Below are 25,090 nucleotides of genomic sequence, written 5' to 3' on the forward strand. Positions count from 1 at the left end.
CGCATCAAACGCTCACTGGATCACGCGCGTCACACCGCGGCCGCGTGGATCGGCAGCCGCTTCCGGTGTATCGCCGTTCACCTTGATCACCTGGATGTCGCCGCTGAAGTCCTGGCCTTTCAACGTGTAGCCCTTCGCTTCGATCTGCTGTGCGAGTTCGCCGGTAATCGGATGATACGGCTCCCAGAAGATCGTGTTCGGCGGCAGCAACTGGTGATGGAAACGCATCGCAGCTACCGCGTCGGGCAACGGCATATTGAAGTCGTAGACGTTGTTGATCACCTGGAAGATCGACGTGAAGATGCGCGAACCGCCCGGCGTGCCGATCACAAGCGCTACCTTGCCGTCCCTGGTGAGGATGGTCGGCGTCATCGACGACAGCGGACGCTTCTTCGGCTCGATTGCATTGGCGTCGCTACCCACCACGCCGAACATGTTCGCCACGCCCGGCTTGGCCGAGAAGTCGTCCATTTCATCGTTGAGCACGATACCCGTGCCGTCCGCCACCACGCCCGAGCCGAAGTAGCCGTTGATCGTGTACGTGTTCGATACCGCGTTACCCCACTTGTCGATCACCGAGAAATGCGTGGTCTCGGCCTTCTCCGGCATCGAGGTACCCAGTCCGGGTTGCACGCTCTTCGTGTCCGACGGCGTGGCCGGGTTGACCTCGGCGGCCCGCTTGGCAATGTACGCGTCGTCGGTCAACTGCGCGACCCGCACCTTGTAGAAGTCCGGGTCGCCCAGGTACTGCGCGCGATCGGCGAACACACGCTTCTCGATCTCCGCGATCAGGTGCACGTACTGCGCCGAATTAAGCGGCACGTCCTTGAAGTCGGGCGCGAGATCTTCCTTCATCTTCAGCAACTGCACGAGGCCGATGCCGCCCGAGCTCGGTGGCGGTGCGGTAATCACGTGATAGCCGTTCCAGTCTGCCTGGATCGGCTCACGCCAGACGGCCTTGTATTCCTGCAGATCGCGCTTCGTAATCAGGCCATGGCCGCGCATGGATGCGGCGATCAGATCGGCCGTCTTGCCGTCGTAGAAGTCTTTGGCGCCCTGATTGGCAATGCGCGTCAGCACTGCGGCGAGTTCCGGCTGCTTGAAGTTGACGCCTTGCTTGAGATTGCCGAAGTAGGCGTCGAAATTGGTCTTGCCCGCGAAGTCTTTGGCCGCGTCGTCACGGCGCTGCTGCAACTGTTCGCTCACTTCGAAGCCGTCGGTGGCGTACTTGATGGCGGGCGCCAGCACCTGCTTCCATTTCAGCTTGCCGAAGCGGCGCTGCGCTTCCCACATGCCTTCGACCGTGCCCGGCACACCCACCGCACGATAGCCGAACAGGCTCATGCCCTTGATGACCTCGCCCTTGTCGTCGAGATACATGTTGCGCGTGGCAGCAAGCGGCGCCTTCTCGCGATAGTCGAGAAAGTAAGGCTTGCCGTCGACATACAGCGTCATGAAGCCGCCGCCGCCAATGTTGCCCGCTTCCGGATAGGTCACGGCAAGCGTAAAGGCAATCGCCACGGCTGCATCGACTGCGTTGCCGCCTTCCTTGAAGATCTGCTCGGCGGCGTCGGCGCTGAACTTGTCGGCCACCGCGATGGCCGACGCATTGAGAACGGCCGGTTGCTGATCCGTGGTCTTGGCGTAAGCCGGCGCGGTTTCGAGAAAGCCGCTCGATACGGTAAGGAATGCAGCTAACGCAAGCGCGCTAGCGGACAACTTTACGTTACCCAATGACATTGACTACCCTCCTCCATGACCATTCTTTAGCTGAAAAGAAAACGTCTGCCTTGGGCTTATAGCATGCAAAAGCCGGTTTTGCGAAGCTTAGGGGTAGTCCTAACTTACGCTTTCCCTCTGCCGCCATTGGCAATCTCAGCGCCGCTGCCCTGAGGCAAGCGTGCCGTCACCGGAATCGAGCCGAGCGAGAACAGCCCCACCACCAGAAACGCCGGCCAGAAGTCGGACCACACAATAGCCGGATGCCCCTGCAGGTGATGCGAGATCTGCAGTACAACGCCGCCGATCGTGACGCCAAGCCCCAGCGAAATCTGCTGTATCACGCTTGCTACGCTGGTGGCGCGGCCGATGTCGCGGCTCGGGATATCCGCATAAGCCAGCGTATTTAACGAAGTGAACTGCAGCGACGGGAAGAAGCCGCCGAACAGCACCACGCACCAGATCGTCCAATGAGACATGCCTGGCGAGAACAAGCCATAAACGGCGATCGCCAGTCCCGCCAGCGCCGCATTGACCATCAGCACCTGGCGGAAACCGAAACGTCCAAGCACACGCGAGGCGACCGCTTTCATGAAGATCGAACCGAACGCCGACGCACAGGTGATCGAGCCGGACACGAAGGCGGTCATGCCGAGTCCTTCCTGCAGTGCAAGGGGCAGCAGGAACGGCACTGCACCAAGGCCGATGCGAAACAGCGACCCGCCCAGCACGCTCGCGTGAAAGCTCGGAATGCGCAGCAGCCGCAAATCGAGCACCGGCAACTCAACCCGGCTCGCGTAGAGCCAGTAGACGAGCAGCAGCGCCGCGCCGAGCACCGACATGCCCAGAGACAGCGTGTTCGACACCAGGTCCCCACCGATCAACGAAAGCCCGAGCATAAACAGCGAAGCTCCGGCAGCCGACAACACGAACCCAGGCCAGTCGAGACGGCCCGGATGCGGCTCGCGCACATTGGCAATGTGTTTGTTGGCCAGATAGATACCGAGCAGGCCAATCGGAATGTTGATAAAGAAGATCAGGCGCCAGTGCAGATACGTGGTGATGAACCCGCCCAGCGGCGGCCCCACCACCGGGCCAAGCAGCGCGGGCACCGTAAGGTAGTTGACGGCGCGAATGAATTCCGACTTGGGGATGGAGCGGAAAATGATGATGCGGCCCACCGGCACCATCAGCGCACCGCCCAGCCCCTGCACGAAACGCGCAAACACGAAGGTGCCGAGCGAAGTGGACGCCGCGCACATCAGCGAGCCGGCCATGAAGATGCCGATTGCCGTGCGAAACACCGAGCGTGAGCCGAAGCGGTCGGCCACCCAGCCGCAAATGGGAATGAAGACGCCGAGACCGATCACATAACTCGTGATGGCAAGCTTGAGAGTGATGGGACTCTGGCCGAGGTCCCGCGCCAGAACGGGTAGCGACGTCACGATGACGGTGCCGTCCACGTTTTCCATGAACATCGCGCACGCGACGATCAGCGGAACGATGAATGCACCCAGATTAAGAGGCATTGGCAGGACGACGGAGGACAAAACCGTCGGCGTAAAGCTAAGATTATCGCATTGCCTCGGCAACAGATGTTGTTAAGGAAGGCAATTTGCACAGCACGGTGTGCTGCGGGCAATGGTTGAGGGCGCAACGAAAGCGGCCGGCTGATACGAATATGCCGGCATCAGCCGGCATATTCGCTTTACAAACAGGAAGAGCAGCAGGAAGAGCAAGCGCAGCTTAACGCGGCACGCTCACCAGCGGCTGCAACTGCGGCAGGATCTCAGTGCGAGCACGCACGACATCGTTCGGGAAGTCGATCTCGATCCACGGCGCGCCGGTCACGTCCGCCGTATCGAACACCTGGCTACGCTCGAGCAGCAGGTCGCGCACGGCCTCTTCGTGCGGCATGTTCGCGCGGCCGCCGTCGATATAGCCAGCAACGATCTGCGCGAAGCGCTGCGCGGTTTCCTGGCGCAGGCGGAAGAAGCCGACCGACTCGCCAATGGTGTCGTACTCGAGATTCACGGCGAGCTGCTTGCGCAACTCGACCGGCACGCCGTCCTTCAGGCACAGCTTGACGGGTTCGTCGCCCGCTTCGAAATCGCGGTCGATCAAGAGCCGGTTGACCGTCTCGCCCGCCACCAGGGCGTTCAGGATGCGCTCGTCATACAGCACGTCCGCGTCCATCAGCAGCACGTCGCCGCCGCGCGTCAGCGGCTCGGCCACGGTGTGCACGGTCAGCACGCTACCCAGGTCGAAACGCGGGTTGATCACCGTCTCGACCGGATGCGGCCAGTTGATGCGCTTCAGCTCAGCCTCGACCAGTTCGGGCTGGAAACCGAGCGCCAGCACGACGTCGGTCACGCCCGCATTTTCGAGCATCTGCAGATGCCGCTCGAGCAGGCTCACGCCGTCGAACTGCAGCAGGCACTTCGGAAACTGTTCCCCCGGCGGGAGCTGGAGACGCAGGCCAAGGCCCGCAGCGAGAATAATGGCACGCACACGTGGCCCCTTTCTAAAAGTAGCGTTAATCGACAGCCGGCACACGCACCGCGTGCCGACGCTGCCAGTTTCTTTCACTGAAATGCAGGTACAACAGACCCGGCAGACCGAGCAGGACCTCGCGGGCGCGCTTGGCAAGCGACAACGCCAGTGCGGCATCCGGCGGCAGGCCGACGAGCGGGGCGAGCAACAGGTAGCCGCCCTCCTGCACGCCGAGCGAGCCGGGAATCGCGAACGCCGCGCCGCGAATGGCCTGGCCGAGGCTTTCGAGCAACAGCGCATCGACCCAATCGACCGGATGACCGAGGAAGCGCAGCGCGAGCCACACCTCCACGGTGCCGACGATCCAGCCCACGAGACTCAGCGCAAAGCTCGACAACACCCGGGCGCGGTCGCGATAGAGCGACTGCACGGCCTCGTCGACAGCGTCGGCGCGCATGGTTAGCGCCGACCAGTCGCGCTTGCCGAACACCTTCGAGACCACCCGCAAAAGCCGTCCGAACAGGCCGCGCCGCTGGGCAAGGAAAAACAACCCAATCAGGCCCGCCAGCACGACGGTAGCGATAAAGGTAGCGGTGCGCAGGTCGTGCAGCGCGCCCTGCGCCGTGTAGGCGCCGAACAGCAGCAGACCGAGCAGGGCAAAGACGATTTGGGCGAGCGCCTGCAGCGTGGTGCTGACGGTGATCGTCGCCGCGGCGTCGCGCATGCGCATGCCGTGTTGCGACAATTGCCGCACGATCACCACCGGACCGCCAATCTGACCGGCCGGCAGCAGGCTGTTGACCGACTCGCCCGTCCAGCGCGCCAGCAGGGCGTTGTGCAGGGCGACGTCGTCGCGGCGCCGGTCGATCAGCACGGCGATCGCGGCCGAGTCCAGCACCAGCGGCACCAGATGGAAGGCGGCCACCAGCGCGAGCCCCCAGCCGGCCGCGAGCAGCGTGGAGGTGACGGAGCCGAGTCCCTGCCACGCGAGCAGCCCAACGAACAGCGCGACGCCGATCGACAGCAGGATCATGGCCGCGCGCGTCATGCCCGGGCCCCTTTGCCTTTGGTCATCTGCCGGAACACCTGGCGAAAGCCGAAATACGCGATCGCATCTTTCATGTTGGAGATGAAACGCCGCCACGGGCGCATGTTCGGATCGGTGACGTATTCGAATGTCAGCGACACGCGAAATTCGTTGGCGGCCGCCGGCGTGACGCGGTGGCGCAGCTTGTCGCCGTCGAAAAACACCAGGCCGCCCGGCGGAATCTGCACGGAGCCGGGCAGATCGGGCACGTCCGGGTTGCGCGTATGCAGTTCGTAGTCGAGCCGGCACGACGAGTCGTCAATCACGCCGAGCAGCAGCGTATAGCGGCGGCCGTCGTAGTACGAGGTGTCGTAATGCCAGCCGATATGGTCGCCAGGCCGCGTGTAGTAATAGAGCGCATAGGCATGCGGATCGTCGGGCGGCGAGACCATCAGCTTGTCGCCGCTCAACTGCCCCAGCCAGCCGATCAGTTCCTTCGAGCGATACAGCTCGGCAATAAAAGGCGCGAGGCGGTCGATTGTATGGCGGCTCACGCTGCCGCCCTGCTTGTGGCCCGGCAGGTAGTTGCGGTTCACCTCGTCGACGAGCGCGCGGGCGCTATGCACCAGCTGCGCAGTGACCTCGGGAGCAAGGAAGTCTTCCATATAGAGGAAGGCGCCCTGGTCGGCGAAGTCCTTCCGCAGGCGCGGCGTATCGAACTGGCGCGTACGGCCGGCGACCGCGCTGTCCGCCTCGGGAGCAGCGGGCGCCGGCGAGACAGGTCCGCGGTCGAACGAGGAGGCCTGGCTGATCACGTCGTCTTCGGCCTGCGTACTCATGGGCTGACCTGCATTTGAGGGGTTTCGCCAGCGGGACGCGCGGCGCGGCGCAGCGCACGGCGATAGTCCACGATCACCCAGATGGCAAAGAGCGGCGCGCCGATCGAGGCCACCACCACGAAAGGCGTCACGACGCCCGTCAAGGTGACGAGCGGCAGCAGATACAGCACGTCTTCGGTCTCGAAGCCGGCCACGGACGCCTGTTTGGTGCCCGCCTTGCCTTCCATGTCCTCAATCCGCATACGCAGGAAGAAAATCACCGCGACTGCCACCCCGGCAAGACTGCCGAGGAATACCCCGGGAAAAACCCGGCCGGCCGCATGCACCGTGCCTATGCCAAGGCCCATGCCGACGAACAACAGGATGGTTACCAGGGCGTCGCAGGCCAGATCGTAAAAATGACCGATCCGGCTCGACTTGCCGCTGATGCGCGCGAGCTCACCGTCCGTGTGGTCGACAAAGTTCGACAGCACGATCAGCAGCGCGCCCGCGTTGGTCCACGCAAAACCGCCGTGGGCCAAACCCAGCGCGCCTGCGAGGCCAATCAGCAGGCGCAGCGTGGTGAGGTGATTGGGCGTGACAAACGTGTCCACGAGCGGCGTGACGAGCCGGCGGGCGAGCCGCGCGTCCCACGTTTTCGGGACTGGAACGTTTTTTAGGGAAATTGGTCGAGAATTCATAACCCGGAAATATATACGGTTACGGGAAACCTTGCAGTTTTCGGTGACAATTTCCCGCTCCCCCTTGACAGACGGCATTCGCAGCAAGAATGCTCGAAGGTTGGTAAAGTGCGAAGCCTGTTGCGCCCGTAACGCCGTGTAATCCCAATGCGCAACCCGGTGCGGCGGCCTTTCCATCCCGTGCCGCCCCGCTGCGAACCTGCCATGATGGATACGCGACTCTGAAGCTTATGAAGCACGTTTTTTCTTCCGCACTCCTCGCCCTGTCGGCGGCCGCGCTGCCGCTTGCGTGTCACGCCACCGCGCTCGATGCGCAGTTGGCCTGCAACGAATCGGGCCATCAGTTCATTGCGGACCTCGCCCAGCAGCAACTGATCAATCCAACGCCCATGCGGGTGGAAAGCAATTCGATCAATGCGTTCCGCCCCGCCAAGGACGCGGATCTAAGCGCCTTCGGGTTTCATGTGTTTGCGGTGGTCGGTTTCGAGAAAGACGATCCGATGTTCCAGACCGGCAACGGCGAACCGGTGGCCAATTCGGCCTACGGGGCCGTGGTGTTCGGCAGCGACACCAGCGTGCAGAATGCGGTGACGCAGGCGGGCAGCACGGCCATCGTGCATCACGTGGCGCCGCACATCACGGCGATTTTCTGCAAGCGCAACTGAGGCGGATCGACCTGCCGCGGCAAAGCCTTGGTTACTTCGTTAGCTAGTCAGCCGGGACGGCGAAAGCCGTTTTCCACCCAGGCGGCAGCATTCGCCTTGCCCAGCTTGAAGTTGGGCGCCACCTTCACCTGGGCGAGCTGTTCGCCGAAAGCGTCAAAGGCGCTCAGCAGCGCGTAGGGATCATCCTCGCTCGGCACGATGTCCAGCGTGATCTCCAGCTCGCCATCTGGCGATTCAACCGTCACACGCTTGTGCAGCATCGCGTGCAACTGCTGTTCGTGACGTCGCAATACCTCCGACGCAGTCTTCACAAGCGTATTGAAAGCCGCGGTATCGAGCGGCTTCGGATTCTTCTTGTCACGCCCCATGGTCCACGGCCCGACGAGAGCGGGCTCCGGCTCGCCGTCCTTGATCATCTCCACCGCCCAGCCATCGTCGTCTTCATTCTTGATGATGCGCGCCGTCCAGCCGTCATCGCGCCACAAGCGTGCGTCGTGCAGGGTCTCGGGCGTGTCGAGGAGCGCTTCCGTCGCGGAATCAGCAGCGGTGTCGGGCGAAGGAAGGGGCGTATCGGTCATTGCAGGGTCGCTCAGGTTTGGACAGATTCATCAACACAAGGGCTGAATTCTACCTGTGCGCGCCGCCCCGAGGGACGGCCTACGCCGAACGGCCAGGGTTGCCGATTATTTCCGTTTGCAGAAAAATATTTTTCCTGATTACCTGGAACTTATAATCAGATCCAGGACAGAATAAAAAAACGCGGCCCGGAGGCCGCGTATAAACAGATGAAAAAGACACCCTTGGTCAGGGGGCGAGCCAGATTGTAAAGCGAGTAAGCCGGCGTAATCACCGCAATAGCTGGAATACTCTCTTTCAGAAAACTGAGTAATCGGAATTTCACTGCTCCGAATCACTTGATAAGCCGCAGAGCCGCCAGGGGCGGACGTCGCGCATGTGCAACAGGAGAAGCGGTTGACAGATTGTCGCACCTCATAAATAAAAATCCGAAATCGCTTTATTTACCTGCACTTACGGCGATCCAATCCGCCATTCCTGATTCCGGAAAGCTTTGTTGCGCGATATAGGGTTAATCAATTTATCAGAGGGAATACACTTCGCTGCGAATCCTCAGGCGGCCGGCGGTATAGGCATTAAGCCCTGCAAGACGATTCTTTACAGACTGACTCGGAGTAAAAAAGCATGAAAAAAACCCTCATCATCGCGGGCATCATGGGCGCGTTCGCCATCAATGCTCACGCACAAAGCAGCGTTACGTTGTACGGCACGCTGGACGCCGGCCTGGTCTACTCGAACAACCAGGGTGGCCACAACAACTGGCAACAAGGTAGCGGCACGGTGTCGGATACGTACTTCGGCCTGCGCGGCAGCGAAGACCTCGGCGGCGGCCTGCATGCCATCTTCACGTTGGAAGACGGCTTCAACCTGAACAACGGCAAGTTCACCGAAAGCAACACGATGTTCAATCGTCAGGCTTTCGTCGGTCTGCAAAGCGACCAGTACGGTACGCTGACCCTCGGCCGTCAATATGACTCCGTGGTCGACTACCTTGGCCCGCTGTCGGAAGCAGGTTCGGGCTACGGCAACAACCTGGCCGCTCACCCGTTCGACAACGACAATCTGGACAACTCGTTCTCGATCAAGAACGCAGTCAAGTACCAGAGCGCGAACTATTCGGGTATCCGCTTCGGCGGCCTGTACGGCTTCAGCAATGACGCTGGCCAGTTCGCCAACAACCGTGCATGGAGCGCCGGCGCTTCGTACACCAACGGTCCGTTGAACGTTGCTGCTGCTTACCTGCAACTGAACAATTCGCTGGGCAGCTCGAACTCGAGCGGCGCAGTCTCGGCTGGCGACGGCAACAACGCCAACCTGACGGCAGCCCTGCAGCGCACCTATGGCGTGGGCGCGAACTACTCGTATGGCCCGGCTACGGTTGGCTTCGTGTGGACCCACACGCAAGACGACAACCTGATCGCCGGCAACCAGAACGGCGTTGGCTTCACGGTCCCGACGGGTACGAACCTGCACCTCGACAACTATGAAATCAACGGCAAGTACGCGCTGACTCCGGCTCTGAGCCTGAACGGCGCATACACGTTCACGGACGGCAAGGCGACGGGCGGCACGACGTCGGGTGATCCGAAGTGGCATACCGTTTCGCTGCAAGCCGACTACTCGCTCAGCAAGCGCACCGACGTTTACCTGGAAGGCGTGTACCAGCACGCTTCGGGCCAACTCGGCGATGGCAGCGCGAACGTGGCTATGATCAACACGCTGTCGCCGTCGTCGACCGGCAACCAGGTGGCAGCGACCGTCGGTCTGCGTCACCGCTTCTAATGAGGCTGCAGACCGGATCGACCGGTCCGGTCTGTTGAAAAACGCGCGCGTGACACAATCACGCGCGCGTTTTTTTATGTGGAGATCGAATACGCAAGCATCGAATCTTCATGTGCACGCAGGTATACTCGATGAAGCCGCCTTCCGCGCGGCGGGCCTCATCAGTCGCTCGCCGCGGTCGCCCGGCGGCTTCGTCGCGGAGCACCCTGTTCCGCCCGTGCCCCTGTTCCTGCGTCCGATCGGGAACATCGACGATCCGATCATGAAAAAACTTCTTCTCGCTCCCGCTGCTGTCGCTGCTCTTACGTTAGCTGGCTGTGGCTCATCCGGCCCCACGCGCGATGCCTCGCAACCTCTGGTGTACGTCACCTCGGCGCGAACCACCTCTGACATTACCGAGTGCCTTGAAAGCCGTCTGTCACGCGTACGGGCGTCGTCGGTGGGCAGCGCGACCGAACTCGCCATTGGTTCGGATTCGAACACCGCTTACTTCGTCACGCTGACGCCGACCAGCGCCGGCTCGGAGATCAAGGTGATGCGGCCCGCCAACGCACCGGACGATCCACCGGAGCCTGAAATGCGCTTCGATATCGCGCGCTGCGCAACGTAAGCGCGGGGCGTCCGCTCTGAACGTTTCGTTCGAGTGTCGGGCATCGAGTGCTGCCTGACGATCGAGTATTCTGCGCCGCGCCTGTTTCGACACGCGCGGCGCTGTCTTTTTGTACTGTTTTTTTGCGCCGGCATCTGCGAACATAACCGCCCTTTGTATTCCTTCGGGCGGCGCGTGCAGCGCCGTGCGCTCCTCTTCATGGCATCAAACAAGGCACATCACGCCACCGGCTTCGCGGCCGGCGTTATCGCTGCTGCTATCGTCGCGCGCAGCAATGCGGGCGGTCCCTTTCATCTGTGGGTGCTGTTGAGTTTCATCGCCGCCGTGGCAGGCGGTACGGCTCCAGACTGGATGGAAGTGGCGTGGTGGTCACGCAAGCGGCGCTTATGGATCACACATCGCACGGTCACGCATTGGGGGATTGGATGGATCGTGCTTCTGGTGTTTTCGTACCGGTGGCTTGGGCATCAACATCATCCGTTCGCCGCGCTCGCATTTGGCTTCGCTTGCGGCGGGCTGATGCATCTGCTCGCGGACTGGCCTAATCCACTTGGCGTACCGTGGATTGCCGGGCGGCACTCGCTTAACTGGTGGAATAGCGGGCACTGCGATTTGCTCGTGGTCGGAGCTTCGTGGATCGCGGCGTGGTTTGTTGCTGGCCATGTGTGGTTGCATGGCGTGCGTGGGTTTGCGTTGTTGCGGCATTTGAGGGTGGGGTAGGCGGGTTATCAACGGAGCGTGATCCGCACTACTGCCATGCTTGACGCCGAGCCATGCCTCCATCCATAACGCCATTTCCCACTGCGCTCATTGAGCAGACCCGAGAGCCCGCAGGCAAGTTTGTCTGCGTCCGCGAGAATCACACCTCGTGATTTTTGCGGCCAAGATGGCGTTTCCTTAAATGTCGTCGCAACTGGAACAGCGCGATCCCCACCGCGGCAGCGACGACAAGGGAACAAGCGATCCATCGGGCGAGAAGGCGAGATATCTCGATGTCTTCGGGATCAAGCAGGTCAGCTAGAACCAAGACGGCATCATGACCGGCGTGCAGAACGTACGAGAAGCCGCCAGTGATCGCGTGTTACTGCAAGGCCCGCTTGAGGGATCTGAGCTGCGAGGTCAGTTGTAGCGCGCTTCCTTCCATGCAAGCTTGCTGTGCGCTCATCTGTGCCTTCTGCACGTTGATCTGCGCGTACTGTGCTAGTACCAGTTCGCCCAGTTCGTCGATTGCGTCGAGCAGCGGATCGGAGAGGTGCACGGCGAGGCTGCCTTCGTGTCGGGCAAGCGGCATCGATTTCGCGTTCATGTCTGACTCACGGGAGAAGTGGGTCGGCAATGATCGCATGCCGCACTCCGGCTCCATCCTGGAATAAGACGTCATGTCCTCGATCCGCATCGACGACGCTGCACACCGAACACCGTGCAAGGCGCCACGCAGGGGTACAAAAGCGCGAATACCTTCTAATTGTTCAGTATAACGAATGGTTTAGATACTGGCGCTCAGCTCTAACCGAGGCAGCGTCACTAACGATTGCGCCAACATTCCCCCCCGATATTCCCCACAAAGCAACTGTGCAGTCCCGATGATGCAGGCAACCGGAGGCGACGCTCCAACAGATAAACGGGTGAATTTAAAGAGAACAGATGCTTGTGGGCCTTGCGCGAACACGGGATGAACTTATCCCCACTTTTTGTTCGCAAGCTTGTGGATATCCTGCGGACTACTAGCCCAAGTATTTGATCGCGCTGGAATTGTCGGGCTTGCCTCAGACGCCTCGTGCCCGCTCGCGGACCTCATAGGCTCCCGGCTCACGACGGTTATCAACAGAAATTGTTCGCAAGCCTGTGGATAACATTAGGGCAAGCGCGCCAAGCCATTGATGCAATGGGATTCTGGCACGCTGCTTCGAAGACGCGGCTTCTGGTGCGCCGCCCAGCCTGCCCGCGGAGCGGTCTGGTCCAGGCGGAACTCCGCCAACACAAGTGACTAGCGCGGCCCCATCCGGCGATACTCAGCAGCCATCTTCTCCGCCACCGAACGACGCTGCGGCAGCATCTGCGCGTTGCGCGCCATCACCCGTTCGAGCACCTCAGCCGGAGCCGTCTCGGGCCGCCCCGCATGGAAGGGCGGCTGCGGCGCGTACTCCAGCGCGAGCTGCACGGACTGCGCCGTGAGATCGTCGGTCAACTCGGCGACGAGCGTCAGCGCGAAATCGATCCCCGCCGTCACCCCGCCGCCCGTGATCACGTTGCCGTCCCGAACGACCCGCCCATCATCGGCAATCGCACCAAACAACGGCAGCATCTCGCGCCACGCCCAGTGGCACGCCGCCCGCTTGCCTTCGAGCAAGCCCGCCGCACCCAGGACCAGCGAGCCGGTACACACCGACGTGATGTAACGCGCCTCGAGCGCCAGACGCCGCACGTGACGCATGAAGAGGTCGTCGAGTATCGCGTCGGTGACGCCGCCTCCGCCTGGCACGCAAACTACGTCGCAGCGCTCAATCGTTTCGAGAGGCGCCAGCTCCGCAAACGTCAATCCATCCGCGCTCACCGGTCTGCCGCCGACCGATGCGACGGTAACGCTCACGCCCGGCGTGCGCGCCAGCACCTGCTGCGGGCCGGTGAAGTCCAGATGCGTTACGCCGGGGTAAATGGGAAATACGACCGTAAATGGCTGAGTCATCGAGCAGTTCTCCGTGGGATTGACGAACCCAGTCTAGCGTCGCAGACTCGCGTCTGAAATGACATTAATCCCATGAATACAGACATGACACGCGTCATCGCCATTCCACTGTTTCCGGAGTTCCAGTTGCTCGACATGAGCGGCCCGCTCACTGCGTTCGATTACGCCCGCCAGATCGTTCCCGACGCGTACCGCATCGAGCTTGTGTCGGCGCAGGGCGGTGCGGTGGCGAGTTCAAGCGGCGTAAGCGTCGCCACCGAGCGGCCAGGCAGGGACGCGCCCGACACCGTGCTGATTCCCGGCGGCCAGGGCGTGCATGCCTATGCGGCATCGGAGGAGGGCCTGGCGCTGGTGCGCAGCCTGGCGGCGCAGGCACGGCGCACCACGAGCGTATGCACCGGCGCCTTCATGCTGGCGGCCGCGGGTTTGCTGGAGCGGCGCCGCGTCACGACGCACTGGCGGCACGCCGCGCGTCTGCAGGCGGCTTATCCGGCTTTACTAGTCGACCCGGACAAGATTTTTATCGCGGACGGCCCAGTGTGGAGTTCAGCCGGCGTGAGCGCCGGCATCGATCTCGCGCTCGCCTTGATCGACCAGGACCTCGGACTCGAAGTCTCGCGCACAGTGGCACGCGACATGGTGGTCTATCATCGCCGCCCCGGCGGACAGACGCAGTTTTCTGCGCTACTCGATCTCGAGCCGGCTTCCGACCGCATTCGCAACGTCTTGCGCTTTGCCCGCGAGCATCTGCAGGAGCCGTTGCCGGTCGAGCGGCTCGCGGAGGTCGCACGACTAAGTCCGCGGCAATTTGCACGCGCGTTTCTGGCGGAAACTGGACAGACCCCGGCGAAAGCCGTCGAGCGATTGCGCGCGGAAGTGGCGCGCCCCGCAGTCGAAGACAGTAAAGCGCAACTGGAGTGTATTGCCCGTGAGGTCGGGTTTGGCGATCCGGAGCGGATGCGGCAGGCTTTTATCCGCGCCTTCGGCCAACCGCCGCAAGCGCTGCGGCGAGCGGCTCAGGCACAGGTCCCGCCGTATCTGTTTGCTCAGGAATCCGACTGAATTTCTGGCGGCTACTTGCCGCTCACAACCAGCCTCAGCTTGGTCGGCCCGGCTGTCGTTGCGGTGATCTGCGTGCGCTGGTCGCGTGGGCCAAGGTAGAAATGCTGGCGTGCGGGTGAATTCTGGTCGTGCGTTGCATTGGGCAAGCATGAGGCGATATCCGCCGCGACAGACTGCAACGCATCCGCGCTCGAGCCAGAATCGTGATGCGGCGTCCACAGGCATTGGTAACTGTCGTGGCTCGCAGTACATTGCGCGTCGTCGCCGTATGGTTGCGCAACACCGTTCACCTCTGCCTGGCTCAGGCCAGTAAAGCCATCCGGCGCCGCAGCGACGATCCGTTTGAGAGCTGCGCAGGGCGACGGGGCGTCATCGGCCGTTGCGATGGCCGGCAACAAAGCGGCCGCTATGGCTGCGACCAGCGCAATGCGCAGCATGGGACGAGTGACACATTTCATTGGCGTGGTTCCGCAGGAAGAATCTCTTAGGGGCCGTGGATTCAACGCAGCCCCTCCCTTCCTCAAGCTCAGCACGATTCGTGCCGCGCGGCACCCCTCCACGCAACCCCTTCGTCACTCCTCGATATCTTCACCATCCTCCACAGGCGCCGCGCTGCGCGTGCGGAGCCTTTTGCGAATTTCCGAGTCGAGAATCAATCGTCCGCGCAACTTGCCCTTCATCCGCTTCACGTAACGCGGTGCCTCGGTCATATGAATCACCATCAATTCGCGCACCTTCTCCACATCGCGAGCGCGCGCCGCCTTCGTGATGGCCTTGTGGATCTTGACGTTCGCTTCGCCGAAGCGCTCATGCTCGGACAGTGGCGTATCGTTGCGAAACTCGATCAACTGCCGGATCATCTCGTTGATCAACTCGCAACTAAAACGCAGGAACGGATTCGGATTCGCAGCCGCGAGGATGTCGTGGAAATTCACGTCCTCCTGACGCTGCTTGAGAATGTCGCCGCTGCCATGCGCCGAAGCCGGCCTGTCGCAGCAAGCGATGCTGGCTTCCAGCGCATCGAAATCCTGCTCGGTCAGGTGCGGCACCGCGCCCGCTGCAAGCTCCGGTTCGAGCAACTGGCGCACCGTATAGATGTCGTCGATGGTGACGTCCTTGAAGAACAGATAGTTCTGCATCAACTGCAACGTGCGGGCGAGCGGCACCTCGACCACCATGCCGCCGCCATTCGGCCCCGTCGTCACCTTGATGAGGCCCTGCACCTCCAGCGACTTCAGCGCCTCGCGAATCGTGCTCTTGCTCACTGAAAACAACGCCTGCAATTCCACCTCGCGCGGCAGACGGTCGCCCGGCTTCAGGTCTTTCTCGGTGATGAGCCGCTTGATCTCTTCAGCGACCAGATCGGGGCGCTTCTGCTGCTTGATCTCGATCGCGACGCCGCCCTTGGCTCGATCCATGACCATCTTCCTTGCTCCTCATAAGAAAGCTTCGGGCAAACCCGCGGTGGCCGCCGGCCGGTAGCCGGCTTGTCGCGGGACGGGAATTTTGCCTTATTGACACCCGAATTTATTGTACCTAGCATCGGGATCATTCTATTTATCATGATAAATAGATCCCAGTCGGCGCGGTCAAAAAAGACCGCGTAGCGGCCAGCCAGGTTTCGAAATCGGTTGCATACGTGTCTCTTCCCAGCAAGGAGCGTCATTTTGAATCGCCGAAATATGTTGAAGCTGGCCGCACTGTCGGCCGTCCCGGGAACACTCGGCTCGCTGGTCGCGCGCACTGCGTTTGCCCAGGGTGCGCCGCTCCAGTTCGCTTGCCCCGTGCCGATGTCAGGCGCTTTTGCTGCCAACGGCAAATACGCCGATCTTGGCATGAAGCTCGTCATCGAGCAGTACGGCAAGGTACTCGGCGAACCGCTTTCCTATACCGTGCTCGATACGGAAGGCAAGCCGGCCACCGCGGTGCGCCGCGTCCAGGAAGTCGCTCAACAAAAGAACGTGCGCTATTTCGCGGGCGGTATTCTGTCCTCCGAAGCGTTGGCCATGGGCAACGAGGTCGAGAAGGATGGCGGTGTCTTCATCACAACCGCGGGAGCCGATGAAATCACCGGCAAGGACTGCAACAGCGCAACGTTCCGCTGGTCGGTGCCGACCTTCGGCGCGATCGACCAGACCGTACGCCCGCTGATCCAGATGCTGCCCAAGGCCAGGCGCTGGTACACCATCACGCCGCAATACGTATTCGGCGACGGTTTGCTGTCGGCCGCAAAGGCGGTGTTCCAGGAGAAGGGTATCGAGCACGTGGGCAACAGCTATCACTCGCTCAACGAGAAGGAGTTCAGCGGCTATCTGACGAACGCCGTGGCCGCCAAACCCGACGTGCTGCTGATCCTCAATTTCGGCTCGCAGTCCTCGGATACGCTGCGCCAGGCCGTCAGTTTCGGCATGAAGAACAACTGCACGATCCTGATCGCGTGGGCCTCCGGTCTCGAGCAGTTCCAGTCGCTAGGCGCCGATCTTTGTGAAGGGGTGTACTTCGGCGCGCAGTACTGGCATGGCATCGACTCGCCGCTCAATCACGATCTGGTTGCGCGCTCGAATGCGGCGTTCAAGGAGAACCCCAACTACAGCCTGGCGGGGTCCTATATCTGCACAAAGATCCTGCTGGACGGCATCGTTAAAGCGGGTTCTGCCGACCCAAAGAAGGTGGTCGCCGCGCTCGAAGGCATGAAATACGCCGGCCTGACGGGACCGGAAGAAGTGCGCAAAGGGGACCATCAGGTCATCAAGAATTACTATTTGCTCAAGGGCAAGGCGAAGAACAAGATGAAGAACGCCGACGACTTCGCCGACATCGTCAGTTCCGGCCAGTCGTTCCTGCCGCTCGACAAAACCGGCTGCAAGCTGGCCTGAGATGCCTTGCGTCAGGCCGGCGCACTGTCCGCAGCGCAACCTTCAGCGACGAACGCCATGAACGTCTATCTCCTTCAGGTCGTCAACGGCATCGGAGTGGGAATGTTGTATTTCCTGCTGGCGGTGGGCCTGTCGATCGTGTTTGGCCTGCTGCGCTTCGTCAACTTTGCGCACGGCGCGTTCTATCTGCTCGGCGCGTACTTCTGTTATCAGGCGCTGCAGTGGTCGATGAACTTCTGGACCGCCCTCGCGATCGTGCCCATTGTGGTTGGCGCGCTCGCGTGGGTGGTGGAAAAGCTGATCCTGCGCCACGTGTATGAACAGCAGCACGAATTCCACATTCTTGTGACCGTGGGCCTCGCTCTCGTGTTGCAGGAATGCGCCATCCTGATCTGGGGGCCGCTCGGCAGCAATGTACCGGTGCCCGATTCGCTCAACGGTGTGGTGATCTGGGGCAGCTTCGTGTATCCGAAATATCGTCTGTTCGTGATCGGTTTTACCGCCGTGCTGGCCGCCTTGTTGTGGTGGGTGCTGGAAGGCACGCGCCTGGGCAGCGCTGTGCGGGCCGGCAGCGAATCGACCGAGATGGTCTCCTTGCTCGGCATCAACGTGCTGCGTGTGTTCAGCCTGGTGTTCGCGCTAGGCGCTGCTACCGCTGCGCTGGCCGGTGTGCTCGCAGCGCCGATTCGCGGAGTCGATCCGTTCATGGGCATCGAGGCGTTAAGCGTCGCCTTCGTGGTGGTGGTGGTCGGCGGTCTCGGCAATTTTCTGGGTGCGCTGGTCGGCGGTCTGCTGGTCGGGATCGTGCAGAGCGTGATGAGCACGCTCTGGCCGGAAGGCGCACGCCTCATGATCTACGTGGCAATGGCCGCCGTGCTCCTGTTGCGCCCGAACGGACTGCTCGGGAGACCTGCATGAACGACACATCGAAAACGCTCGCGACGGATGACGCGTCACAGCCAGACGCGAAGCGCACGTTCAGGCAGACGTTGCATCGTTATCGTTTCATGTTGCTTGCGCTGCTCGTGGTCTGCGTGTTGCCGCTCACCTTGCGCTCCGGCTCGCTTGCCACCGAGGTGCTGGTGTACGCGCTCGCCACGCTCGGCTGCAACCTGTTGCTGGGCTTTACCGGACTGCTTTCGTTTGGCCAGGGGATTTTCTTCGGGCTTGGCAGCTATAGCGCCGGCATCGTGCTCACCCGGCTCGACGGCGCACCGGTGTCATTGGCATTGCTGGCGGCGATTGTCGTCGGCGCCGCAGCGGCCGCCCTCGTGGGATGGTTCTCGATCCGCCAGCGCGGCACCTACTTCGTCATGCTGACGCTCGCCTTCGCGCAGATGTTCTATTTTCTCGCCTACACGACGCCTAACCTCACGGGCGGCGACGACGGCCTGCTCGACATCCCGCGTCCGGCCCTCTCGTTGTTCGGCAAGCCGCTGGTGCCGCTTGCTTCGCCCTGGCAATACTACGGCTTCGTGGCGGTGCTGTTTCTGCTGGCGTTCTGGCTGCTGCTGCGCGTGTCGCACTCGGTCTTCGGCCGCACATTGCTGGCGATTCGCGATAACGAAGTACGCGCCGCCGCGGTCGGTTACGACGTCAAGCGCTTCAAGCTGATGGCGTTCGTGATCTCGGGCGCCGTGACAGGGCTTGCCGGCGCGCTGCATGCGCTGATGACCGGCATCGCGCCATTGTCGAATATCGACTACCACACGAGCGAGATGATCCTCGTGATGACGGTGATCGGCGGCACCGGCAATCTGTTTGCCTCTGTGCTCGGCGCGGCTTTCTATGTGCTGTTCGCGGACTGGCTCTCTACCTTGTGGCCGCGCTGGTTGCTGCTGCTCGGACTGGTGCTGATCGCCGTGAGCCTCTTCATGCAACGCGGGCTTTGGGGTCTCGGCGAGCGTGTCTGGCAGGCGGTACGCGGCGAGACCCCGGCAGATTCCAGCGAGGAGCGCGCATGACCGAAGCCCTACTTCAGGCAAGCGGCATCGTGAAGCGCTATGGCAAATTCACAGCGCTCTCCGAGGTCGACCTGCGTATCTTGCCGGGCACGGTACATTCGGTGATCGGACCAAACGGCGCCGGCAAGACCACGCTGTTTCACGTCCTCACCGGCACCTTGCCGATTACCGCGGGCAAGATCGCGTTCGACGGCCACGACGTGACGCATGAGCCCGATCACAAGCGCGTGCGTCGCGGCATCGCGCGTTCATTCCAGGTGACGAGCCTGTTTGCCAATCTGAGCGTGCACGAGAACCTGCGCCTCGCGGCGCAGGGCGTGGATGCCCGGCGCGCGCTGAATGCGTGGACACCGCCGCACGGCGCGCTGGCGCATACCGAGCTGGTGGACGGCGTGCTGGAACGGCTTGCGCTGCAGCGCTTTGCAGGCACTGCTGCGGGCGCGCTGTCGCACGGCCAGCAGCGACGTCTCGAAGTCGGCATGGCGCTCGCCGCGCGCCCCAAGGCGATCTTTCTGGACGAACCGACCTCGGGCATGGGGATCGACGATCTCGACAACATGAAGCAGCTGATTCGCGGTCTGCGCGACGACTACACGGTGGTGCTGATCGAGCACAACATGGGCATCGTGATGGATATCTCCGACACCATCACCGTGATGCAGCAAGGACGCGTGCTGGTGGAAGGCAACCCCGATGAGATCCGCGGCGACGAGCGCGTGCGAACCGCTTACCTCGGCAACATGATTACGGGAGGCCGCGCATGATCCTCGACGTCGAGCAGATTCACGGCTTTTACGGCAAGAGTCATATCCTGCAAGGGGTGACGCTGCGCGTCGGCGAAGGCGAGACCGTGACGCTGCTGGGCCGCAACGGCGCAGGCAAGTCGACCACGCTCAAGAGCATTGCGGGAGTGGTGACGCCGCAGCGCGGCACGGTGACCTTTAAGGGCGAACCGATCCACAAGCTCGCGCCGCATCGGATTGCCTCGCGCGGCGTGTGCTTCGTGCCTGAGCATCGCGGCATCTTCCGGTTGCTGACAGTGGAAGAAAATTTACGGCTCGGCGCCCGCAAAGACTCGCCGTGGCAACTCGCCGATATCTACCGCATCTTTCCGCGCCTGAAGGAGCGGCGTACGAATGGCGGCGCGCAACTGTCCGGGGGTGAGCAGCAGATGCTCGCGATTGGCCGCGCGTTGCTGAACCATCCGCGCCTGCTGATGCTCGATGAGCCGGTGGAAGGACTCGCGCCTGTGATCGTGGAAGAGATCGTTGCGCAGTTGAAGCTGATCAAGCAGGCGGGTGTCGCGATCCTGCTGGTCGAGCAGAACCTCGAGGTCTGTTCGCAACTCGCGGACAGGCACTACATCATCGAGCAAGGGCTGATCGTATACGAAGGCGATAACGCGGCCTTTGCCGCCGACGAATCGATCAAGGACCGCTATCTGGGCGTGGGTGTCGTCTGAAGGCCGCGCCGTTTATTGCGAGGAAGCGTTGATGAGAGTCCTCATCGCAAGAATGAATCACGAGACCAACACGTTCTCGCCTGTCGCGACACCGCTCGAAGCCTTCGGGCGCGACGGTCCGAGCTACGGCGAAGCCGCATGGCGCGAGAACAAAGGCATGCAGACCGCGATGGCTGCGTTTATCGATGCGGCCGAGCGCGAGCAGGCGCAGATCGTCACGCCGGTATCGGCCTCCGCCAACCCGAGCGGGCCGGTTGCAGCGGTCGCCTACGACGCGATCTGCAGCGCGATCGTCGCGGCCGCGCCCGGTTGCGATGCCGTGCTGCTCGATCTGCATGGCGCGATGGTCGCGGAAAACTCGGCCGACGGCGAAGGCGATCTGCTCGCCCGCATGCGGGCCGCGCTGCCGGATGCGCCCATCGCGGTAGCCCTCGATCTGCATGGCAACGTCACGCAGAAGATGATCGACAACGCCGACGTCATCGTCAGCTTCAAGACCTACCCGCATGTGGATATGTATGAAACCGGTGCACACGCCGCGCGTTTGCTGTTCGATCTGATCCATCGACGGGCGCGGCCGGTGATCGAGTGGCGGCAGCCGCCGCTGTTGACGCACACGCTGCGCAGCGCGACCGCCGAAGGGGCGATGAAGCGCGCGGTCGACGCTGCGCGTGCGGCCGAGGCGGAGGGGATGCTGGCGGTATCGGTGTTATCGGGTTTCTCGCTCGCGGATATCGCTGCGCCCTGCATCAGCGTCGTGGTAGTGGCTAACGGCGATCGCAGCGCAGCGGAACGGGTCGCACAACGCATTGCACGGCAGATATGGGACGACCGAGACGAATTTTTCTATCGCAGCGCTGCACTGGCAGACTCGGTCGCACAGGCTGCGAGGCTTGCCGACGGCGCCGGCAAACCGGTGCTGCTGCTGGATCACGGCGACAACTGCATGTCAGGCGGCACGTGCGACACGATGGATCTGCTCGCCGAGACGCTCAAGCAGGGGCTTGACGGCGTAGTAAGCGGGCCGCTTTGCGATCCCGAGGCGGTCGCCGTGTTGCAGAGCGCGGGCGTGGGCGCCACCGTGACGCTTCCCATAGGCAACAAGCTCACCGGCAAGGCGGCGACGGCGCAAGCGCCGCTAATGGTGACGGGCGTGGTGCGCGCACTCACCGATGGCGAATACACCATCAGCGGGCCTACCTATACCGGGCAGCGCGCCTTCATGGGACGCGCCGCCGTGCTCGATATCGGGCCGGCAACCCTGGTCATCACGGAGCGCACGCATGAGCCATGGGATCTGGGCGTATTCGAAAGCGTCGGTATCGATCCAAGGCGCGCGCGTTTTCTGCTGCTCAAATCGCGCATGTATTGCCGGCCGGTGTTCGTGCCGATTGCCGCAGCGCTGGTGGAATGCGATAGCCGTGGAGTAACGAGTTCCGACTATGGGCTGTTCAACTTCGAGCGGGTGAAGCGGCCGGTTTATCCGCTGGATGCCGGGGCCGTGTGGGAATAACATCCTGCGCTGTGAGAGTGCGCTGTGAGAGCGCAGCAAAGACGGTTCACGCGCCACTCGAAAAGCGCGTCTTCAGAAACTCGATAAACAACCTCGTGCGCGCCGGCAGCAAGCGGGTTTCCGTAATCGCATGCACCTGCACGGGCTCGAGGCTCCACTCCGGAAGCACTCGCACCAGCCGGCCCAGGGCAACATCGTCTCGCGCGAGCTCAGTGTCCAGCACGGCGATGCCCATCCCGTGCGTCGCCAGCACGCGGCCCAGCCCAACACTGTTCATCGCAAACCGGGTAGAGATCATCACGTCGACCGTCTCTTCGCCGCGATACAGCGTTCGCCAGACATCGCCTTGCCGCACCGCCCCTCCCACAACACACAACACGTGCTGGCTGAGATCGTCAGGATGGGAAAGCGGCGGCGCCTCTTTCAGATAACTGGGCGCGGCGTACAGGTATCTTGGCAGCAGCGCGATTTGCCGCGCCACCAGCATGGAGGGCGCCGTGGGCGGCGGCCCGATGCGGATAGCGAGATCGAACGGTTCCGCCTGCAGGTCGACACGGCGCGGCGTCAGGTCAAATTCAAAAGCGATCAGCGGATAAGCCTCCGCGAAATCGACGAGGATTGGCGCCAGATAGCCGGTGGCGAGATCGACGGGCATCGAGACCCGCAGCGTACCGCTCGGCCGCTCCACCACCTCCAGCAGCGACTCATGCGCCATGCGCGCTTCCTCGACAATGCTCTGGCAGCGCTTGAAATACACCTCGCCCGCCTCGGTCAGCTCGACCTTGCGGGTCGAGCGGTGCAGCAGCCGCAAGCCAATGGTCTTCTCCAACTCCGCAATATGCCGCGAGAGCGTCGAATTCGGCATATCCAGTGCCTCCGCCGCGCGGCGGAAGCTGCGGGTGCGCGCCACTTCGACGAACAGGCGCATATAGCTCAACAGTTCCATGCCGATTGCTCCACTGATGGATCACTGTATTCAATTGTAGATCTTTATCTCTCCAATGGATCAGTCCATTCTGTCGATACACCTTCACTCACCAAGGAATAGACATGAACCCCCTCTACCAAAGCACCCGTATTGGCCGCCACACCTTGCGTAACCGCCTCGTCATGGCGCCGATGACCCGCTCCCGCGCCGACGATGCAACCGGCGTGCCCTCCCCGCTCGCCGAGCAGTACTACGCCCAGCGCGCAGAAGCCGGGCTGATCGTGACCGAAGGCACCTTCCCGTCACCGATGGGCAAAGGCTACGTGCGCACGCCAGGCATCCACTCCGCCGCGCAGATCGAAGCCTGGAAGCGCATCACCGCCGCGGTCCATGCCAAGGGCGGCGTGATCTTTCTTCAATTGATGCACACCGGTCGCATCTCGCATCCAAGCCTGCTGCCGGACCATGCAACGCCGGTCGCGCCTTCGGCGATTGCGGCGCAAGGCAAGGTCTTCACCGCCTCGGGACCGCAGGACTTCGTGGTGCCGCGTGCGCTGGAAACCGATGAAATCCCCGGCATCGTCGAGGAGTATCGGCTTGCCACACGTCACGCCCTCGAAGCCGGTTTCGACGGCGTCGAGTTGCATGCCGCCTCGGGCTACCTGCCGGAGCAGTTCCTGTCCTCCGGAACCAATCAGCGCACCGACCGTTACGGCGGCTCGCTCGCCAACCGTGCGCGCTTCGTGCTGGACGTGCTGAGCGCCATGGCCGAAGAGGCCAGCGGCGATCGCGTCGGCATCAAGATTGCGCCGGAAATGGGCTTTAACAGCGTGAGCGACGCCGCGCCGCAGGAAACCTATCAGTACCTCGTCCAGCGCATCGGGGAGCTCAAGCTGGCCTATCTGCACGTGGCGAAAACCGGCAGCCCGTTCGACTACCGCGCGCTCCTGCGTCCCCTGTTCGACGGTCCATTGCTGCACGGTGGCGGTCTCGGCAAGGACAGTGCGCAAACGCTGATCGCAGAGGGCGGTGCGGATGCAGCCGTATTCGGCAGCCTCTATCTCGCCAACCCTGATTTGCCGCAGCGCTTCGCGAAGAACGCGCCGCTCAACACACCTGAGCGCGACACCTTCTACTCGGCCGGCCCGCAAGGCTATATCGACTACCCCGTTCTGGAGAATGCACAATGAACCGCGCGCTTCGCATCCACGCTTACGGCCGAGCCGATGCCGTCTCGATCGACCCTATCGGCGTGCCGTCGGCCGCTGCCGGTGAAGTCGTCGTCCGGGTTCGCGCGGCCGGTATCAACCCGCTGGACTGGAAAATCCGCGACGGCCTGCTGCAAAGCGTTTTCCCGCTGCCGTTGCCGGCAACGCTTGGCGTCGAACTGGCCGGCGAGGTCGCCGAAGTGGGCGCAGGCGTGACACGCTTTGCTGTCGGCGAGCGGGTGATGGGCACATTGGGCGCCATTGGTACGTATGCCGATTACGTGACGATCACTGCCGACAAACTGACGCCCATCCCCGATAACCTCAGCGATACGACGGCCGCGGCCATTCCGGTCGCCGCGCTGACAGCATGGCAAGCGCTGTTCGAGGCGGGCGAGTTGAAGCGCGGTCAAACTGTGCTGATTCACGGCGCAGCAGGCGGCGTCGGCAGTTTCGCGGTGCAACTGGCGCGGCGTGCCGGAGCGCGCGTCATCGCCACTGCGCGGGACATCCATCACGCTTATCTGCGCAACCTGGGCGCCGATGAAGTTATCGACTATCGCACCACGGCTTTCGCGGAAGTCGTGCAGAACGTCGATCTGGTGCTCGATCTTGTCGGCGGACCTGTGCTGACCGCCTCCTGGCCGATCGTTGCTGAACATGGCCGAATCGTGAGCACGGCTGCGCCTGAGATCGCAACGCAAACGCCGCCGGGCAAGCGCGGCATCTGGCTTCAGATGCGCCCGGATGCCACGCAGCTTGCACAGATTGCGCGCGAGGTCACCCTGGGCGAACTCAAAGCCGAGGTCTCCGAAATCGTGAACCTGAGCGAAGCGGCCGAGGCAATCGAGCGGAACAAGACGGGGCATGGCCCAGGCAAAGCCGTCGTCAAATTCCAATAGTTGAGACCGTAGCACGACCAAACGCATGGCTGTCATAGGCTCATTTCGATTCGTTGTCCGAATGAGTCTATGAATTTCCGGAATGCCCACGCAATGCG

Annotated in this window: 25 protein-coding genes; 13 read left to right on the forward strand and 12 right to left on the reverse strand. The window is 62.3% G+C overall.

Annotation, left to right across the window (positions count from 1 at the left end; translation table 11 throughout):
• Positions 1–12: 12 nt before the first annotated feature.
• The 6 genes from ggt to FFS45_RS02150 all read right to left on the reverse strand — a co-directional run bounded on the left by ggt (position 13) and on the right by FFS45_RS02150 (position 6,758).
• A complete protein-coding gene (gene ggt / locus FFS45_RS02125; RefSeq protein ID WP_137953006.1) occupies positions 13–1,740 on the reverse strand; it encodes a gamma-glutamyltransferase in 1,728 nt (575 codons plus the stop codon).
• Between the two features lie 104 nt (positions 1,741–1,844).
• Positions 1,845–3,248: an MFS transporter gene (locus FFS45_RS02130; protein WP_137953007.1), complete on the reverse strand. Its 1,404-nt coding sequence runs from the start codon at positions 3,246–3,248 to the stop codon at positions 1,845–1,847.
• Positions 3,249–3,465: 217 nt separating this feature from the next.
• The gene (locus tag FFS45_RS02135; RefSeq protein ID WP_137953008.1) at positions 3,466–4,230 is read right to left on the reverse strand and encodes a phosphocholine cytidylyltransferase family protein; all 765 of its coding nucleotides are present in this window, start codon (positions 4,228–4,230) and stop codon (positions 3,466–3,468) included.
• Between the two features lie 25 nt (positions 4,231–4,255).
• On the reverse strand, positions 4,256–5,260 hold the full coding sequence (locus FFS45_RS02140) for a flippase-like domain-containing protein (protein WP_137953009.1): 1,005 nt from the start codon (positions 5,258–5,260) through the stop codon (positions 4,256–4,258).
• Positions 5,257–6,078 carry a 2OG-Fe(II) oxygenase family protein gene (locus FFS45_RS02145; RefSeq protein ID WP_137953010.1) on the reverse strand — a complete coding sequence of 274 codons (822 nt, stop codon included), beginning with the start codon at positions 6,076–6,078 and terminating at the stop codon, positions 5,257–5,259. The genes FFS45_RS02140 and FFS45_RS02145 overlap by 4 nt, the downstream gene beginning before the upstream one ends.
• Positions 6,075–6,758: a CDP-alcohol phosphatidyltransferase family protein gene (locus FFS45_RS02150; protein ID WP_137953011.1), complete on the reverse strand. Its 684-nt coding sequence runs from the start codon at positions 6,756–6,758 to the stop codon at positions 6,075–6,077. The genes FFS45_RS02145 and FFS45_RS02150 overlap by 4 nt, the downstream gene beginning before the upstream one ends.
• A gap of 230 nt (positions 6,759–6,988) precedes the next feature.
• On the opposite strand from FFS45_RS02150, the gene FFS45_RS02155 reads away from it, so the two are divergent.
• A complete protein-coding gene (locus FFS45_RS02155; protein WP_137953012.1) occupies positions 6,989–7,423 on the forward strand; it encodes a hypothetical protein in 435 nt (144 codons plus the stop codon).
• Between the two features lie 47 nt (positions 7,424–7,470).
• On the opposite strand, the gene FFS45_RS02160 is transcribed toward FFS45_RS02155, so the two are convergent.
• The gene (locus tag FFS45_RS02160) at positions 7,471–8,001 is read right to left on the reverse strand and encodes a hypothetical protein (protein ID WP_137953013.1); all 531 of its coding nucleotides are present in this window, start codon (positions 7,999–8,001) and stop codon (positions 7,471–7,473) included.
• Between the two features lie 622 nt (positions 8,002–8,623).
• Between FFS45_RS02160 and FFS45_RS02165 the strand changes: the two genes are divergently transcribed.
• The 3 genes from FFS45_RS02165 to FFS45_RS02175 all read left to right on the forward strand — a co-directional run bounded on the left by FFS45_RS02165 (position 8,624) and on the right by FFS45_RS02175 (position 11,111).
• A complete protein-coding gene (locus FFS45_RS02165; protein ID WP_137953014.1) occupies positions 8,624–9,781 on the forward strand; it encodes a porin in 1,158 nt (385 codons plus the stop codon).
• Positions 9,782–10,043: 262 nt separating this feature from the next.
• Complete coding sequence (locus tag FFS45_RS02170; RefSeq protein WP_137953015.1) at positions 10,044–10,391, forward strand: sugar ABC transporter ATPase; 348 nt, start codon at positions 10,044–10,046, stop codon at positions 10,389–10,391.
• Between the two features lie 198 nt (positions 10,392–10,589).
• On the forward strand, positions 10,590–11,111 hold the full coding sequence (locus FFS45_RS02175; RefSeq protein ID WP_137953016.1) for a metal-dependent hydrolase: 522 nt from the start codon (positions 10,590–10,592) through the stop codon (positions 11,109–11,111).
• Positions 11,112–11,472: 361 nt separating this feature from the next.
• On the opposite strand, the gene FFS45_RS02180 is transcribed toward FFS45_RS02175, so the two are convergent.
• Entirely contained in the window at positions 11,473–11,697 is a 225-nt protein-coding gene (locus tag FFS45_RS02180) for a hypothetical protein (protein ID WP_137953017.1), read from the reverse strand.
• A 681-nt stretch (positions 11,698–12,378) separates the two neighbouring features.
• Positions 12,379–13,077 carry a DJ-1/PfpI family protein gene (locus tag FFS45_RS02185; RefSeq protein ID WP_137953018.1) on the reverse strand — a complete coding sequence of 233 codons (699 nt, stop codon included), beginning with the start codon at positions 13,075–13,077 and terminating at the stop codon, positions 12,379–12,381.
• Positions 13,078–13,149: 72 nt separating this feature from the next.
• On the opposite strand from FFS45_RS02185, the gene FFS45_RS02190 reads away from it, so the two are divergent.
• Positions 13,150–14,139 carry a GlxA family transcriptional regulator gene (locus tag FFS45_RS02190; RefSeq protein WP_212745680.1) on the forward strand — a complete coding sequence of 330 codons (990 nt, stop codon included), beginning with the start codon at positions 13,150–13,152 and terminating at the stop codon, positions 14,137–14,139.
• An 11-nt stretch (positions 14,140–14,150) separates the two neighbouring features.
• Here FFS45_RS02190 and FFS45_RS02195 read toward each other — a convergent pair whose 3' ends face one another.
• Together FFS45_RS02195 and FFS45_RS02200 are read right to left on the reverse strand one after the other, a co-directional pair.
• Positions 14,151–14,597 (reverse strand): hypothetical protein, encoded by a 447-nt coding sequence (locus FFS45_RS02195; RefSeq protein WP_137953019.1) that lies wholly within the window; start codon positions 14,595–14,597, stop codon positions 14,151–14,153.
• Positions 14,598–14,711: 114 nt separating this feature from the next.
• The gene (locus tag FFS45_RS02200; protein ID WP_137953020.1) at positions 14,712–15,563 is read right to left on the reverse strand and encodes an FCD domain-containing protein; all 852 of its coding nucleotides are present in this window, start codon (positions 15,561–15,563) and stop codon (positions 14,712–14,714) included.
• A gap of 243 nt (positions 15,564–15,806) precedes the next feature.
• On the opposite strand from FFS45_RS02200, the gene FFS45_RS02205 reads away from it, so the two are divergent.
• The 6 genes from FFS45_RS02205 to FFS45_RS02230 are packed head-to-tail and all read left to right on the forward strand — an operon-like array spanning position 15,807 to position 21,954.
• Positions 15,807–17,015 carry an ABC transporter substrate-binding protein gene (locus FFS45_RS02205; RefSeq protein ID WP_137953021.1) on the forward strand — a complete coding sequence of 403 codons (1,209 nt, stop codon included), beginning with the start codon at positions 15,807–15,809 and terminating at the stop codon, positions 17,013–17,015.
• Positions 17,016–17,072: 57 nt separating this feature from the next.
• Positions 17,073–17,933 (forward strand): branched-chain amino acid ABC transporter permease, encoded by an 861-nt coding sequence (locus FFS45_RS02210; RefSeq protein ID WP_137953022.1) that lies wholly within the window; start codon positions 17,073–17,075, stop codon positions 17,931–17,933.
• A complete protein-coding gene (locus FFS45_RS02215) occupies positions 17,930–18,979 on the forward strand; it encodes a branched-chain amino acid ABC transporter permease (RefSeq protein WP_137953023.1) in 1,050 nt (349 codons plus the stop codon). Before FFS45_RS02210 ends, FFS45_RS02215 begins: the two co-directional genes overlap by 4 nt.
• A complete protein-coding gene (locus FFS45_RS02220) occupies positions 18,976–19,743 on the forward strand; it encodes an ABC transporter ATP-binding protein (protein WP_137953024.1) in 768 nt (255 codons plus the stop codon). Before FFS45_RS02215 ends, FFS45_RS02220 begins: the two co-directional genes overlap by 4 nt.
• Positions 19,740–20,441 carry an ABC transporter ATP-binding protein gene (locus FFS45_RS02225; RefSeq protein WP_137953025.1) on the forward strand — a complete coding sequence of 234 codons (702 nt, stop codon included), beginning with the start codon at positions 19,740–19,742 and terminating at the stop codon, positions 20,439–20,441. The genes FFS45_RS02220 and FFS45_RS02225 overlap by 4 nt, the downstream gene beginning before the upstream one ends.
• A 31-nt stretch (positions 20,442–20,472) precedes the next feature.
• Positions 20,473–21,954 carry a M81 family metallopeptidase gene (locus FFS45_RS02230; RefSeq protein WP_137953026.1) on the forward strand — a complete coding sequence of 494 codons (1,482 nt, stop codon included), beginning with the start codon at positions 20,473–20,475 and terminating at the stop codon, positions 21,952–21,954.
• Between the two features lie 46 nt (positions 21,955–22,000).
• Here the strand turns inward: FFS45_RS02230 and FFS45_RS02235 are convergent, their stop codons facing one another.
• Complete coding sequence (locus FFS45_RS02235) at positions 22,001–22,900, reverse strand: LysR family transcriptional regulator (protein ID WP_137953027.1); 900 nt, start codon at positions 22,898–22,900, stop codon at positions 22,001–22,003.
• A gap of 104 nt (positions 22,901–23,004) precedes the next feature.
• Between FFS45_RS02235 and FFS45_RS02240 the strand changes: the two genes are divergently transcribed.
• Both FFS45_RS02240 and FFS45_RS02245 read left to right on the forward strand, forming a co-directional pair.
• Positions 23,005–24,072, forward strand: a complete 1,068-nt coding sequence (locus FFS45_RS02240; RefSeq protein WP_137953028.1) for an alkene reductase — start codon at positions 23,005–23,007, stop codon at positions 24,070–24,072.
• On the forward strand, positions 24,069–24,992 hold the full coding sequence (locus FFS45_RS02245) for an NADP-dependent oxidoreductase (protein ID WP_137953029.1): 924 nt from the start codon (positions 24,069–24,071) through the stop codon (positions 24,990–24,992). Before FFS45_RS02240 ends, FFS45_RS02245 begins: the two co-directional genes overlap by 4 nt.
• Positions 24,993–25,090 lie beyond the last annotated feature (98 nt).

The organism is Burkholderia sp. 4M9327F10 (assembly GCF_005503145.1).
Taxonomy (GTDB): Bacteria; Pseudomonadota; Gammaproteobacteria; order Burkholderiales; family Burkholderiaceae; genus Paraburkholderia.

Bases quoted from the DNA above. Each gene is read 5' to 3' on its own strand.
- FFS45_RS02245 (WP_137953029.1), top strand. From the start codon at position 24,069: ATGAACCGCGCGCTTCGCATCCACGCTTACGGCCGAGCCGATGCCGTC.
- FFS45_RS02195 (WP_137953019.1), bottom strand. From the start codon at position 14,597: ATGAAATGTGTCACTCGTCCCATGCTGCGCATTGCGCTGGTCGCAGCC.
- FFS45_RS02180 (WP_137953017.1), bottom strand. From the start codon at position 11,697: ATGAACGCGAAATCGATGCCGCTTGCCCGACACGAAGGCAGCCTCGCC.
- FFS45_RS02210 (WP_137953022.1), top strand. From the start codon at position 17,073: ATGAACGTCTATCTCCTTCAGGTCGTCAACGGCATCGGAGTGGGAATG.
- FFS45_RS02140 (WP_137953009.1), bottom strand. From the start codon at position 5,260: ATGACGCGCGCGGCCATGATCCTGCTGTCGATCGGCGTCGCGCTGTTC.
- FFS45_RS02170 (WP_137953015.1), top strand. From the start codon at position 10,044: ATGAAAAAACTTCTTCTCGCTCCCGCTGCTGTCGCTGCTCTTACGTTA.
- FFS45_RS02190 (WP_212745680.1), top strand. From the start codon at position 13,150: ATGAATACAGACATGACACGCGTCATCGCCATTCCACTGTTTCCGGAG.
- FFS45_RS02235 (WP_137953027.1), bottom strand. From the start codon at position 22,900: ATGGAACTGTTGAGCTATATGCGCCTGTTCGTCGAAGTGGCGCGCACC.
- FFS45_RS02185 (WP_137953018.1), bottom strand. From the start codon at position 13,077: ATGACTCAGCCATTTACGGTCGTATTTCCCATTTACCCCGGCGTAACG.
- FFS45_RS02200 (WP_137953020.1), bottom strand. From the start codon at position 15,563: ATGGTCATGGATCGAGCCAAGGGCGGCGTCGCGATCGAGATCAAGCAG.
- FFS45_RS02175 (WP_137953016.1), top strand. From the start codon at position 10,590: ATGGCATCAAACAAGGCACATCACGCCACCGGCTTCGCGGCCGGCGTT.
- FFS45_RS02215 (WP_137953023.1), top strand. From the start codon at position 17,930: ATGAACGACACATCGAAAACGCTCGCGACGGATGACGCGTCACAGCCA.
- FFS45_RS02165 (WP_137953014.1), top strand. From the start codon at position 8,624: ATGAAAAAAACCCTCATCATCGCGGGCATCATGGGCGCGTTCGCCATC.
- FFS45_RS02240 (WP_137953028.1), top strand. From the start codon at position 23,005: ATGAACCCCCTCTACCAAAGCACCCGTATTGGCCGCCACACCTTGCGT.
- FFS45_RS02160 (WP_137953013.1), bottom strand. From the start codon at position 8,001: ATGACCGATACGCCCCTTCCTTCGCCCGACACCGCTGCTGATTCCGCG.
- FFS45_RS02130 (WP_137953007.1), bottom strand. From the start codon at position 3,248: ATGCCTCTTAATCTGGGTGCATTCATCGTTCCGCTGATCGTCGCGTGC.
- FFS45_RS02145 (WP_137953010.1), bottom strand. From the start codon at position 6,078: ATGAGTACGCAGGCCGAAGACGACGTGATCAGCCAGGCCTCCTCGTTC.
- ggt (WP_137953006.1), bottom strand. From the start codon at position 1,740: ATGTCATTGGGTAACGTAAAGTTGTCCGCTAGCGCGCTTGCGTTAGCT.
- FFS45_RS02220 (WP_137953024.1), top strand. From the start codon at position 18,976: ATGACCGAAGCCCTACTTCAGGCAAGCGGCATCGTGAAGCGCTATGGC.
- FFS45_RS02150 (WP_137953011.1), bottom strand. From the start codon at position 6,758: ATGAATTCTCGACCAATTTCCCTAAAAAACGTTCCAGTCCCGAAAACG.
- FFS45_RS02225 (WP_137953025.1), top strand. From the start codon at position 19,740: ATGATCCTCGACGTCGAGCAGATTCACGGCTTTTACGGCAAGAGTCAT.
- FFS45_RS02155 (WP_137953012.1), top strand. From the start codon at position 6,989: ATGAAGCACGTTTTTTCTTCCGCACTCCTCGCCCTGTCGGCGGCCGCG.
- FFS45_RS02230 (WP_137953026.1), top strand. From the start codon at position 20,473: ATGAGAGTCCTCATCGCAAGAATGAATCACGAGACCAACACGTTCTCG.